This is a genomic window from Hyphomonas atlantica corrig., assembly GCF_000682715.1.
Taxonomy (GTDB): domain Bacteria; phylum Pseudomonadota; class Alphaproteobacteria; order Caulobacterales; family Hyphomonadaceae; genus Hyphomonas; species Hyphomonas atlantica.
In genome coordinates, this window is record NZ_AWFH01000007.1 from 68,688 (window position 1) to 82,601 (window position 13,914).

At 55.5% G+C, this 13,914-nt stretch carries 8 protein-coding genes; 7 read left to right on the plus strand and 1 reads right to left on the minus strand.

The features are described 5' to 3' along the window. The first annotated feature begins 80 nt into the window (after positions 1-80). From HY36_RS06280 to HY36_RS06295, 4 genes are all read left to right on the plus strand, one after another. Entirely contained in the window at positions 81-2,663 is a 2,583-nt protein-coding gene (locus tag HY36_RS06280; protein WP_035549988.1) for a fimbrial biogenesis outer membrane usher protein, read from the plus strand. A gap of 4 nt (positions 2,664-2,667) precedes the next feature. Beyond that, the gene (locus tag HY36_RS06285) at positions 2,668-3,600 is read left to right on the plus strand and encodes a hypothetical protein (RefSeq protein ID WP_155841749.1); all 933 of its coding nucleotides are present in this window, start codon (positions 2,668-2,670) and stop codon (positions 3,598-3,600) included. A gap of 64 nt (positions 3,601-3,664) precedes the next feature. Next, complete coding sequence (locus HY36_RS06290; RefSeq protein ID WP_035549994.1) at positions 3,665-4,195, plus strand: hypothetical protein; 531 nt, start codon at positions 3,665-3,667, stop codon at positions 4,193-4,195. A 150-nt stretch (positions 4,196-4,345) separates the two neighbouring features. Beyond that, positions 4,346-6,916, plus strand: a complete 2,571-nt coding sequence (locus HY36_RS06295; protein ID WP_035549996.1) for a glycosyl hydrolase 115 family protein — start codon at positions 4,346-4,348, stop codon at positions 6,914-6,916. 304 nt (positions 6,917-7,220) lie between these two features. Here HY36_RS06295 and HY36_RS06300 read toward each other — a convergent pair whose 3' ends face one another. Further along, positions 7,221-8,147, minus strand: coding sequence for a hypothetical protein (locus HY36_RS06300; RefSeq protein ID WP_035549999.1), 927 nt, complete (start codon positions 8,145-8,147; stop codon positions 7,221-7,223). A gap of 166 nt (positions 8,148-8,313) precedes the next feature. On the opposite strand from HY36_RS06300, the gene HY36_RS06305 reads away from it, so the two are divergent. From HY36_RS06305 to HY36_RS06315, 3 genes are read left to right on the plus strand one after another with little or no spacing between them, the layout of a single operon-like run. Then, on the plus strand, positions 8,314-10,164 hold the full coding sequence (locus HY36_RS06305; RefSeq protein ID WP_051602559.1) for a site-specific DNA-methyltransferase: 1,851 nt from the start codon (positions 8,314-8,316) through the stop codon (positions 10,162-10,164). Continuing rightward, positions 10,161-12,755: a DEAD/DEAH box helicase gene (locus HY36_RS06310; protein ID WP_035550002.1), complete on the plus strand. Its 2,595-nt coding sequence runs from the start codon at positions 10,161-10,163 to the stop codon at positions 12,753-12,755. Before HY36_RS06305 ends, HY36_RS06310 begins: the two co-directional genes overlap by 4 nt. A gap of 5 nt (positions 12,756-12,760) precedes the next feature. Beyond that, a complete protein-coding gene (locus HY36_RS06315) occupies positions 12,761-13,687 on the plus strand; it encodes a GIY-YIG nuclease family protein (protein WP_035550007.1) in 927 nt (308 codons plus the stop codon). Positions 13,688-13,914 lie beyond the last annotated feature (227 nt).

Genomic DNA, 13,914 nt, shown 5'->3' on the forward strand with positions numbered 1-13,914 from the left:
AATGGCCAGCTGCACATAAACACCAACGGCAAATAGGGCGGCTTTTTCTGAGTTTAGGCCATCCCGCGATCTCGCACCGATTGCTGCGAGCCATTCTGGCTTGCTCGGCGGCACTTCTAGGCTTCCAGCTTGGTGCCCAAGGCGCATATGCCGAAAACGAAACACCCCATCCCGAACAGCCGGAAACAAAGCCGGAAGTCGACAAGAACGCATCGGTTGATGACATCTATGGCGCCTTGTTCGGCAGCGCCCCTCAACAATCCTTGACCCTACCCTACCCGGTGATCATTTCAGGAATCAACCAAGGGGACATCGCGATTACGCCGAGCCCCCTGCCGGGCGAAACAGAGATCGACCGGCAAGCGATTGTAGAGATGATCCTTCCGTTTCTCATAGAGCAGAAACAAGCCGAACTGCTGGAGGCTTTCGGGCAGGCGGATACCATCAAGGCGTGGGATCTCACCTCGCTGGGCATGCCGACCGAGTTCGACAACGGAAACCTGGTTCTAATTATCGACATACCGGTCGAAATCAGAACGATTGTACCGCTTCCAATTCAGCCTCGTATGCGGGCTGCACTTAATCTCAATACTGAAGACCAAGCAAAAACCAGTGCAATTGTAAATGTGGCCGCCGGCACGCGGTATGTTCACGAAAGCAAATATCTTGAGCCAGGGTTTTCCGCGACGCAGGTAAACGTGGCCGCCGCGCTGAACATTTATGATCTCGTTCTCGAAACAGGGCTGCGCTATAGCGACAATTCGGGAGACAAGCTCGGCCTGAATGACACACGGCTGACGAAAGACCTGATTGACAAACGGGTTCGCCTGGAAGCCGGTGACCTGACAGTCCCGACAAGTGCATTGCAGGGAAACCCAGGGATACTCGGTCTGGCGGGCTTTCGGAACTTCGGCCTCCAACCCTATGAAGAATACCGCACCAACCCGTCCCAACAGTTTGAATTGCAACGTGCGGCTCAGGTGCAGGTTTACATCAACGGCCAATTCATCCGGGAACTGAGGCTGCTTCCGGGCCGATACAATCTTACTGATCTGCCGCTTCAGAGCGCTGCCGGAAACGACATCATTCTGGAGATCGAGTACGACAGCGGTGATCGAGATCGTGTCGTTTTCTCAGCTTTCTATGATTTCAGCCTGTTGAAAAAGGGTGTGACCGATTTCTCTCTCAGTGTAGGCCCTACATCTCGTATTGATGACGGCAGCCGAGAGTACGATTTCGACAATCCCGCTATCAGCGCCTTTTACCGAAAGGGTTGGACGGACGAATTCACCGCGGGACTCAACCTTCAGGCCGATACAGAAATTTTGAATGTTGGCGGAGACGCATTCTATGCAACAGGTCTGGGAACGTTCGGCGTACTCGCTGGACTGAGTGATTCGGACTTTGGAACCGGCAGCGCGCTAACCGGCCTATATCGATGGAATAGCGCCGGTCATGAGAAAACAACACGCTTCGATGTCCAGGCTCGATATCAAAGTGAAGATTATACAACCCTCGGCACCGGCAGAAACAGCATCAAATACGATCTGACCGCCCGCGCGTCGCGAAACTTTTCACAAGCGTTGCGCCTGCAATTGACCACCGGATTCCGACAACGTCACAATCTGGACGAGTTCGAACAATCCCATTCTGCCAATCTGTCCTGGCGAACAAAGTACGGCACGTTTGGAACGCTCGTCCGTTACACAACCGCTCCTGGCAAAGATGACGAATTCTCTGCGGGCATATCATTCAATATGCGACTAGGCAGCGGGTATGTTCAGGCATCGCATGATACGCAATCCTCATCGAGTCGAGTTTCTTATTCCAGCCGAACTGATCGGTATGCAGATAGTTTCGGATGGGACGTCGCGTATGCACGGCAGTCCGATCGTGACGATGTTCGCGCGGGCGCCTCTTATGTTGGCAACCGGTTCGAGGCGCGCGCAGAACAGCGTTTGAGCGCCGCCTCTCCGCAGGATAGTTTTGGCAGCGAGCATACTACAGAAGCCTCGATCAGCTCCGCTCTCGTATTCGCGGATGGCGCGTTTGCGATCTCCCGCCCTGTCTATGACAGCTTCGTGATCTTCTCCCGCAATGATGCGGTGAAAGATATCGATATCGCCGTCGATCCACGCCGCACCGTGTTGGATACGAAGCCCTCTTATGCGGCGTATTCCTCCGTACTTGGCCCACCTGTCGTGCCGGATTTGAATGCTTATTACATTCGTACGATCGAAGTGGAAGCGCCCGATGCACCAGCCGGAACGTCTCTGGGAGGACAAGCGCTCAACTTCTTGCCCGGATACCGTTCTGGTTATGTGGTCAAGCTGGGAGATGACCGCAACGTCGCGGTCATGTCTGTTCTTGTTGATCAGGATGGAGAGCCGATTCCGTTCGCGGCAGGCTATGCGATCACCAGTGATGGCGAGCGTCGGCAGATGTTCACCAACCGCGGCGGTCGTTTATATATTGACGGTCTGAAGCACGGCGAAACGGTCAAGCTGGAGTTCGACTCACCGGAAGGGGCATCAACTTCTTTCGTTGTTCCAGACGGAGAGATCGGCGTCATCCGGTTGCCTGACCCGATCCGCATACAAACACCTGAAGAACAATCGCCTTACAACGTTACCATGCGTATTCACAATTATCAGGGAGGCTGACGCCATGAGCTCGAACATCCTTACCGCAGCTATCCTCTCGCTCGTCTTGGGCGCGGGAGTGGCATGCGCCGAAGAGTCCTCTACAATTGCCCCTGAATCAGAATCGAACTTGCAGGAATGCGAGATGCGTATTTCGCCGCCTTCCACGATCACCTATCGCGGGCCATTCAGTCGAGGATACGACGCAGCAAGCTCTTACAATCATGCTGAACGCGCTACCGTCAGGATACTGCACGAAGGTGGCGCGTGCCAGTATATGCTCCGTATTGAGCCGGATACTGGCCCAGGTGAAGGCCACATCCATTCCGCATCGGGACACCTGATCTACAATATCGAGCCAAGTGGCGGTCAGGGCCAGAATGCGGACAATCTGGTTGAACTGTCCGGGTCTTTCTCCAGCAATCAATCGCAAAAGGAAGTCCCCTTCCAGATCAGTATGCCGATCGGCCAGCGCGCCTTGGCGGGCATGTATTCCGGTCGGGTCGCCTTGTCTCTATACCGAACAGACAATGGCGCGGAAGAGTTGGTGGATCAGCAATCGGTTTACTTCGCCAGTGAGGTTGCACCAAAAGTTTCCGCATCGTTCGGGGAACTTGCAAGCGGCAACAACAATTCGATAGATTTGGATTTGGGCACAATGACCCGCAACCAGAAGGCATCAGTTGATTTCGCGGTTTCCGCCAACACCAATTACAAAGTCAATTTCGAATCCGTGAATTCCGGTGCACTAAGGCACGAGCTGTCCGGTCTCACGCTGGACTATGACATCCGCATTGATGGCCAATTGCTACGCGATTCAGATCCGAACTCCGCCACCCTGTTCACCAGCAATGAGAATTCCCGTCACAGGCTGGATTTCGAATTGCGAGACGACCCGACCCTGGGCGTTGCGGGCAAGTATTCCGATCGCCTGACCCTGATCATCAGCGCGCAGTAAAAACTGTTACTCCCCTGTTTTCTCAACCTGCTGTATTCACTACAGAAGACACTGGAGGATCACATTGAGCATACAAGGCACGCTGGACCGTATTCCGTCCATGACACAGGAATCGCGGGACAAAGTCCGCGCCAATGCGGAACGCTGGATCAATGAAGGCACTGACGCGCAACGCGCTGACGCCATCATTGTTCTGAAAGCCCTGGACGACGCGGTTACCGCTGAACACCAGGCGCTCTATGATGAGCTCAAGGGAATGGCCGCAGCGGAGCGGGTCGCCACCGCCTTCACGCGCCAGCCCCTCACAGATACGGAAGTCAAGATCATCGAAGCCTTGCTGGCCAATCCCGGTTCAACATCCCGGGCGCTGAGCGCGGCGTGTGGGTGGAAAGCACAAACCTGGCACATGCATTTCGGCACGATGTGCAAAAGCCGCGAAATCTATCTATGGCCGGCCCCGCCCTCTTCCACGCGGCAGGATGAACAGATGATGACGGGCATCCTGGCTGACCTCGATGAGAGCAACAATACCTGGACGATGAAACCAGACATCGAAAAGGCGTTCCGCGCGATGGGTCTCGGCGGCAAGACCTGACCGTGCCTGATGGCGTTGCGGAAGGTCTGGACGGGTACGTGAACCCTGCTAATGTTAGCGCTAACTGCAATCCCGCTGCGCAGCCCGCCAATGGCTGTCAGACGATGGGATTGCCAAAAAAGCTGACATTCCAGAGGGAGTTCAAAGCCCATGAAACCGATCCGCCTGCTCGCCGCCACCCTTGGCGTTATCGTCTCGACCGGCTGTGTCTCTGCTGCCTTTGCCTGCGACGGCCCGGCCCGCGTGTGCGAGACAGCGTCGGCAACCGGCTTTGACCTGATCCGCGACAACCGCCCTGCGGCCATCCTGATTGATGCGGAGGCCGACCCGGCCGTGCAGCGCGTCGCCGCCAGCTTCCAGCAAGACCTGGCCCGCGTCAGCGGACAGACGCCACAGGTTCTGCGCGATGCCGCGAACGCCACCGGCCCCGTCGTTTTGGTCGGCGTTCCGGGGGAAAGCCCGCTGATTGATGACCTTGTTGCACGCGGAAAACTGGACGTTTCGGACCTGGCGGGGGAGTGGGAAACCTTCCGCATTACTGTGGCGGACACGCCCTGGCCGGGGGTTGATCGCGCGCTGGTCATCGTCGGGTCAGACCGGCGCGGCGCGGTATTTGGCACCTACGACGTGTCAGAAGATATGGGCGTTTCTCCCTGGTACTGGTTCGCGGACGTGCCGGTGCAGCGCCGGAGCCACGTACGCCTCACGCCCGGACAGCGTACGGAACACCCCGGCGTGCGCTATCGCGGCTTTTTCATCAATGATGAAGACCCTGCCCTGAAAAATTGGGCCGAGGCGCAATTCGGCGGCGTCAATGCCGACATGTATGAACATGTGTTCGAATTGCTGCTGCGCATGAAGGGCAATTACATCTGGCCGGCCATGTGGGCGCCGAAAGCCTTTCACATGGATGATGAACGCAGCGCCGATCTGGCGCACGAAATGGGCATCGTCATGGGCACCTCCCATCATGAACCCCTCTCCCGTGCGCAGGCGGAATGGCATCGTCTGGACACGCCCTATACGGGCGGCGAATGGAACTACCAGACCAATGCCGAGAACCTCCGCGAGTTCTGGCGCACCGGCGTGGAGCGGCTCGCCCTGCCAGGCGGCGGCATGCGCGACAATTTGCTGACCATCGGCATGCGCGGAGATGGCGACGCCCCGATGGCCGAGGGTACCGCAATCGACCTGCTCGAATCCATCGTGGCTGACCAGCGCAAGATCATCGAAGACGTGACCGGCAAACCGGCCTCTGAAACACCGCAAATGTGGGCGCTCTATAAAGAAGTGCAGGACTACTATGATCAGGGCATGAGTGTGCCGGAGGATGTGACCCTGCTGTTTGCAGACGACAATTGGGGCCAGATCCGTCGCCTGCCAACGCAGGATGTGGACCGCGATGGCGGCTTTGGCGTCTACTATCATTTTGACTATGTCGGCGTTCCCCGGAACTATAAATGGCTGAACACGAACCAGATCGAGAAAGTCTGGCAACAGATGGACCTGGCCTATCAGCGCGGCGCGCGTGATATCTGGATCGTGAATGTCGGCGACATCAAGCCGATGGAGTACCCGCTCGATTTCTTCCTCGACATGGCCTGGTCCCCCGAAAACATGACGCCGGACGCGCTGAACGCCTATCCGCGGGATTGGGCCGCGCAGCAATTTGGCGCCGAGCATGCCGGAGAGATCGCCCATCTGGTGACGGAGTATTCGCGCCTCGCCGCCAAGCGGAAACCAGAGCTGGTAAACGAGTCCACCTATCAGCTTGGGGAGATCCGAAAAGACGTGTTGGTGCGCGGCGAATGGAGCGCAGTGATCGAGGATTGGCGCGCCCTGGTCGCGGAACTGGAGGCGGTGAAGGCCGACATTCCAGCCGAACAGGAAGCGGCTTTCTACCAACTCGTGGAATTCCCGATCCTCGCCGTATCGAACCTCTACGAGATGTATTATGCGACCGCGTGGAACCGTATGCTGGCATCTCATTTCGATCCGCGCGGGAACCATTTCATGCATGCCGTGGAGGCCGCATTCGCGCGGGATTCCGAGCTGGAGGATTCCTATCACGCCCTGCTGGATGGCAAATGGGCGCACATGATGTCCCAGATCCACATGAATTATGTAATCTGGAACGATCCGACCCAACAGACCCAGCCAACAGTCATCTGGACCGCGGGCGATGTGCCGGAGAAAATGCGTAATGCCAAACCGGTCTTCGTCGACGCTGCGCCGGAGGCAAATCGCATCGCCTTGCCGGTCTCCAAAATGTCTCGCAATATGGGCGCCGACGGTGTGACCTGGACCCCTATCGAAAATCTCGGACAGGCCGAAGCCGCGCTCGTTGCCCTGCCCCAGGGCCAGCCGGCCAGCGATCCGACCACCGGACCGCGCGCCGAATACCAGATCGACTTGCCGGCGCATGAGGGCGTGACCGTGCGGGTCCGGCTTGCGCCGACGCTGAACACGATCAATGCAGAGCCGTTGCGTCTCGGCGTGTCGCTTGGCGATCAGGCGATGAAAATTCTGGAACTGGATCTGGAGCCGACAGGTGGCGCGCAGGACACGCCCGGCAAACGCCGCTGGGCAGAGGCCGTTTCCGACAATGGCGTCACGCTGGAGGCCCGCTTCGCCGCCCTTCCCGAAGGCACGCACACGCTGGCCCTGCATCGCATCGATGACAATATCATCATCGAATCAATCGACCTGACCCTCAACTGATCCCCCAATCCGGCGCAGCCCCCAGCCCCCGCTGCGCCGCACCCAACAAAAAAGCCGCCCCAAAAAGGACGGCTCACAAAAAAACTGGTGCCAGAAGAGGACTGGCATTAACCACATAAGCTTTGAAAAGTTTTGATTATTTTCGGAATATGGTATCGACCCGTACCATACAGCATACCATATTTTTGAAGGACTGTATGAGTGAGAGTCCTGCTTTTATCGTTTACAAATAAACACTTAGCTCGATTTTGAGTTGCCCGCAATTCGTGTCGCTTTCATTCTACTGCGATTTGCATCGAATGCATCACTGAGCAGGTTGAGCTTCGCATGCATCTTCAGCGATGTTTTCAACCTGCCAATTTTCACCTTGTCGCCGGGCGACGTATTCGCGATTCCACACATTCCAACCTTCCGGCATGAGGACTTCAGACATCGGGTTGTGGATGAGCGAAATGGGTCGCACACGCGTATTGAAATTGCCGATTCCCACTCTGGACCAGACTAGTCCCGAGATATGCGAATACTCCCCGGTCAAAAATGCCGTTCGATCGATAGCGCCATTTTCGCGTTCGATCGTCCTGCTCTCCAGAAAACCTTCTTCAACTACTTCTCCCGTTTCACGGTTTATTCTCAAGAATTGATCGCCAATGGGAAAGACGGCCTTCAATGCAGAAGGCGGGTCATCGGAAGCGTATGCTCCAAATCTAGCTGCCCCAATCGCAATCAACTTAACGTCTTCAGATGTAATGGTTCCACGCTCAACGTATCGAGCAAATGCAGCCGACTTGGTGTAGAGCGCGCTAGTAACTCGTAGTTGTACTTGACGTTCGGGTGCAGCCGCTAAACCCCCGCCTTCATTTATCGGCACGGGCCTTACGACTTGGTCCGGTCCGGTTGCGCCGTCGCCAGGCGCTGTTGCCTCAATCCACACTCTCCGATCACCATCCAATAGGCATATGTCGGGCAACCCTTCTTGATTTCCCCGCTCTGTGGCTGGCATCAGTGTTCGGCCATTTTGAAGCAGAGAATATCCTAGGAACATTTCCCAAAATCGAGCGTCGGGATCATGAGAAAAAGCAGGCAGGAAATCGCGGTCTGCAAATGGTTCGAAAACTACCCACATTTCATCTAGCGACTCTCGCATCTCCCGTTCCGCCGCAGAATCACCCGCTTTAATATTTTGGTATCCCTCATCGGCGTTGGCATCTTCAATAGACCAAAGGCTCGGCATCGCATTCTCCTATGGAGGCATCTATAGCGAGAGTCGTGTGTATCAGCCACCAATAGGCTGGAGGGTATGGGTGGCGAATCTGCCCAAACACGTTATCAATGATGCTTTGTTTTCTGGGTGACATTGAACGTGTCAGTATTGGAAATACGAGCAAGGTTGGACTTAAGTGGCTGATAGTGGCGAGAGCATCAAGAAACAGGCTAGTGCGTACGACTCGCTGACGCGCAGCCAGCTGATCGCGCTGCTGAAAAAGCGCGACGCGGAGCGCAAGCTGGGGTTGGTCTGGGAGCGCGATGAGATCTCCCCAGACAAGGCCATCGACAGCAATTTCGTTGTTGCCGATCTGATTGCCGATCAGTGCGAGCGGCCCGCGCCGTGGGACAATCTGATCATTGAGGGCGACAATTACGACGCCCTGCGCTGGTTACGAATGACGCATCGCGGGCAGGTGAAGTGCATCTATATCGATCCACCCTATAATACTGGGAATAAGGACTGGGTCTATAATGACGACTATGTCGACAAAGCCCACCGCTACCGCCATTCGCAGTGGTTAGAATTCCTCTATCAGCGCTTACTAATTGCCCGTGACCTGCTCGCGCCCGATGGTGTGCTGCTCTGTTCCATCAATGACGAGAACCGCGCCCGGCTGGAGCTGATGATGGACCAGGCGTTGCCGGGGATGCGGGTGGGAAGTTTCGTGTGGCGAACAAGAATTGGCGGAAATGAAGGGGGCGAAAGTTTCTTCTCTCCAAATCAGGAGCACGTGCTGATCTTTGCGAATTCAGGGTTTCGTTTCGGCGGCACGGACAAATCTTTCGACATGTACAAGTGGGACGATGGTGACGGGAAAGGGCCATGGCGGAAAAGCGATCTTACAGTCGCAGTTGGTTACACCGACAAGCGCGCCGGAAAGGCCTATTATCCTTTGCGGGACCCCAAGACGGACATTTGGTATCCCTGCAATCCCGACCGTGTCTGGGGATACGCTTCGAAAGATTATTCTGGCGAGAACGGGCGCATCAAAACGAAGTACATGGAAGAATGGATTGCTGAAGGGCACATCTTGTTTCCTGAAGAGCCTCGTGTGGAAACCTTCGAGTCGAAAGATGCTTTGTTAGCCGCCATTCGGTCTGGAGACGTACCGACAAGCGGACGTGCACAACTGCTTCGTGAAGACCTTCCCGATCTTGATTTTTGGATAGGCAAGAGGATTGGCTGGGGCGCTCCAGCCTTCAAACGCTACAAGAAAGATCTGAAAAACCAGACCCAACCGCTTTCAAGCTGGATCACACCAAAAGCTGAATCCGAAACAGTGCCGGAAGGCGCGAATATGGTCATTTCCGGCACGAACGATGAGGGGGCGAAGGTCATCAAGGACGTATTCGGCGAGAAAGCGTTCAACTACGCCAAACCTGCTTCACTGATCCGAGAGCTTGTCCGCCAATCGACTAGCCCCGGAGACCTCGTCCTCGACTTCTTCGCAGGTTCAGCCACGACGGCGCAGGCGGTGATGGAACTCGATGCACAGGATGGCGGCGATCGCCGCTTCATCATGGTATCCTCAACTGAGGCGACTGGCGAGGAGCCAGACAAGAATATTTGCCGCGATGTAACCGCCGAGCGGGTACGTCGTCTCAATGCGAATACGGACAATTATGAGCGGCTGAGTGCGGGCTTTGCCTATCTGCGCTGCCGCGAGATCAATCCGCTCGAAATAGACGATGCGCTGACGCCAGAGGCGGCTTGGTCCATTCTGGAGGCACACCACGGCTTGCCGCTGACCGTATGGCCGGAAGGCGATACTTTCGCGATACACGAAAGCGAAGACGTGACACTTGCGCTGATCGACTATTGGAGCGACGCGGCAGCCAAAGCGCTGTCGCTCGTGTTTGACGCGGGCCGCCCCGTCTTCCTCTATGCCTTCGCACCCGGTCAGATCACCGGCCTTGATGCGAGCGCCAATATCGAAGTGCGCAGCATCCGTGACACTCTGCAAAGGTTGTTTTCCGCATGAGCGCTGATGGTTTTGATCCCACGGACAGTGCCGTCCGTCATGTGTTGACCGATTATCAACTCGATGCGGTTGTTAGCCTGCAGGGCGTAATTGCCCGCGCCATAGGGCAGCAGGTACATTCACCAGAGAAGCGGCTGGAAATCGCGCGGCATGGTGGCGTGATGCTGCTGCAATCACCAACGGCAAGCGGCAAAACGCTGATGCTCGGCCGGACTCTGGAGGGTCTCGTCGGCAAGCTGGAGCGCAAGACAGTCTGGTTCTGGTTCGCCCCCTATTCCGGCCTGATCGACCAAACAGTCGAGGCATTGGCTGAGCAGTGCCCCGGCCTTCGGCTCCGCGATGCCACCCGTGATCGCGAGCCAAGCTTGGCGCGCGATGGTGATGTGTTCGTCAACACCTGGGGCGCGATCGCTGCGAACAATGCAGACGCCCGCAAGGTACGTCGCACGACGGAAGATACCTATTCACTCGACCAAATGCTGGAGCTGCTGCGACTTGAGAGTTTCGCAATTGGCGTCGTGATTGACGAGGCTCACTTGAATTTCGGTACAGGTGCGAAGGCGGCGGCGAAGTTCTATCTAGACCACTTGCAGCCAGACGCGACCATTTTGGCAACCGCTACGCCAAATGACGATAAGCTCGAAAAATTTGCGGAAGATGCGGGAGTCGAAGTCGCTAGCCGAATAATCGTCTCTCGCGATCGTGTTGTCGAACGTGGACTGAACAAATACGGACTGATGGTCGGCGTCATGCGCCTGCGCGAACAGGATCTGGCGCTGGTTGACCCCGAAACCTCTGCACTCAGCTGCGGCTGGTACCAGCATCAGAAAATCAAGGAACGCCTTGATGAGAAAGAGCTTGGGGTTGTTCCGCTCATGTTGGTTCAGGTTGAGGACCAGAAAAAGGGCGAAGAAGACCCGATCGAGCGGGTGAAGGAAAAGCTGATCTCCATCGGCGTGCCGGAATCGAAAATTGCAACGCATACATCTGGAAATCCGGACCCGGAATTTCACACGCTTGCCTTCGATCCGTCCCGTGAAGTTTTGATCTTCAAGGTGGCCGTTGCCACTGGATTCGATGCGCCGCGTGCTTGGACTCTTGTCTCCCTCCGCCCCAGCCGAGGGAAGGATTTCGGGCTGCAGATCGTCGGTCGAATCATGCGGGTGCATCCGCATGTGAGACCGATCCATGGCCAGGACGATCTTCTTGATCGGGGCTATGTTTTCCTGACTGATCCAGAGTTGCAGTCAGGGTTAAAGGAAGCCGCCGATGCTCTCGACTCCGTGGTTTCTAGTATCGATGTGGTCACTAGCAGCTTTGATCTGGTCGAACTTGGAACAGCTCAGCCGCTGTCTGTTGGAGAGTATGGGAGAGGCTTCTTACACAAGAAGCTCCCACCTCCTCCAAAGGACGATGCCGAGCGTCAGCAGCGCCTCGATGTTTTGATCGAAGAGCAACGTGTACCTGGCGACATTCGAGAGCGGCCAACGGAAGAGATTGACCGCGCCATTCAAGTTGCTGAACAACTTCGCGATGTCTCAGGTCTGGATCTTTTCGGCGGCACGCTCCCCGAGCAGAACGTGCCAAGCCTATTTGGTGGGTCTTCGCGCTCAAAGCAAGCCAAGAGCCAAAAGTATCCGTTGCGACCCGCACTCGACGTACCGGAGTATCTCATTGCGGAGAAGCCGCCACGTGCTGAAGTTCTGAATAGCGAGGAATTTAATCGCGAATTTGCACGACGCTTTATTGAAAAATCGACCATTCTTCGCCGTATCAACACCCGCATGGGGGCCGGCGAGTTGCACCTGCGCGACTTGTTTAATGATGAACTGTCGATGACCGTTGAGGATGTCCAAGTTCGTCTAGACGACACCAGAATTGAGCGCGAAGGCCAGCGCGTATTCAGCTTTGATGCCTCCATAAATGATCGGCAGCTGCGCAAATTTCTGAGAGACGAACTCCGTCACGCGGCGATCCAGGAAGGGATTGGATTCTCGTATTTGGACCTCTCCAGAGCGGTTTACTTGGCGGCGATGCGTGAGCCGCAAGCATTCAAACAAGCATTGAAGGAAGCCAAAGCAAACTACATCGACACGGGGGAGGCTGACGAACCAGTTCCCAAAGTTCACGACGATTATCCGGAATGCGCGCCATCGAAGAACAATGCGTATGGTGTGTTGCCATCGGATTTGAATGGTGACGAAAGAGCCTTTGCCGAGTGGCTCGACTCGGACCGTTCCGGCAGGGTGAAATGGTGGCTCCGCAATCCGCATCGACCCGGTTGGTCGCGAGGATGGAGTACAAATCTCGTACTACCGAGCGGCGGATTTTTCTTTCCGGATTTTGTCGTCAGCGTTCGCGGGAGGTCCACGCCAAATGAGATCGTACTTGTAGAAATCAAAGGCGGGCATCTAGACAACACTGATGAAAGTCTCGAGAAAATTGGTGCGGTTCATCGATCATATCAATCGGTGCTGTGGGCACAAAAAGACGATGATCTATTCTTGAGGCTATCGTATGACCAGAGTGCAAACCGCCTGTTGCCAAGCGGTAGATTTGACCCGGATATATTGCTTCGCACAACAGGATAATCGAGTTGGCCGATCCATTCACAATTCGAATTTATGTGCCAGATGGAGACCCGGATGGCGTTCGCGTAATCGACCGTATGAACTGGACTGGTCGCGGCGTAGCATTCCCTCGAGATGTTTGGGGCCGGGCGATGTCTCGCCCGGAGTTATCCAAACCGGGCGTCTACATTCTGGTTGGGCGCGTTGAATCCGATGAGGAAGACGACCTGCCATTACTGTACGTCGGGCAAACCGATGATCTTCTGAATAGACTGAACCAGCACCAAAAGGACAAGGATTTTTGGGATCGCGCCGTTGTGTTTGTATCTACAAACGATGGGCTGAACCGAGCGCATATCACGTGGCTCGAACATTCGTTGATCAGACGCGCGAAAGAGATAGGGCAATGCCATCTCGACAATGGAAACGCGCCAAAAGAGCCATCGCTTTCTGAATTTGAAAAGGCGGATACACAGGCCTTTCTCCGCGAAATTCTTCAGATCCTTCCGCTTATCGGCATCACGGCTTTCGAACGTCCTCGTGTGATAAAGACAACTGAAAAGTCTACGCCTGTTGTTCCGGAAGCGGGCGCAATAGACAGCATAGACACTATTATAGTGCCGGCGAAAAGGGATGGGTTTCAGCGAGTATTCTTGGGGGAAGATGCGTGGTGGGCCGTAAGAATTTCAGGCGGCAAAATTCCTCACATTCGATATATCGCAGCATACCAAACACAGCCGATTAGTGCTGTTACTCATTGGGCGCCCGTCGAAAGAATTGAACCATATGGCGATACGGGAAAGTATCGATTAATCTTCTCTGAACCTGCAAAGAAGCTCGAGGAATCGATTCCTTTTGGCCAAGCCAAGCAAGGCTCAATGCAAGGTTCGCGATACACTCGATTGTCCGATCTTTTAGCTTCGAAGGATCTTGGCGAGCTGTTCAAGGAATAGACTTTCCATCATGCCCAATGGCATCAAATGCCTTGGGCAATAACAATCTTCCTTGCCAAATTTTCAGTCCGTCAAGGGCCTGCGGCCGCTTCGCGGCGCGCCTTGTGCGCGCCCTTGACGGACTGAAAATTTGGCGACACCGACCATATAGTGAGCGTGGAAAATGGTGAAAGCGACGGTAAAGGGTTACTGAGGACCCGGAGTGCTGTCGTAACCCCGCCCGCCCC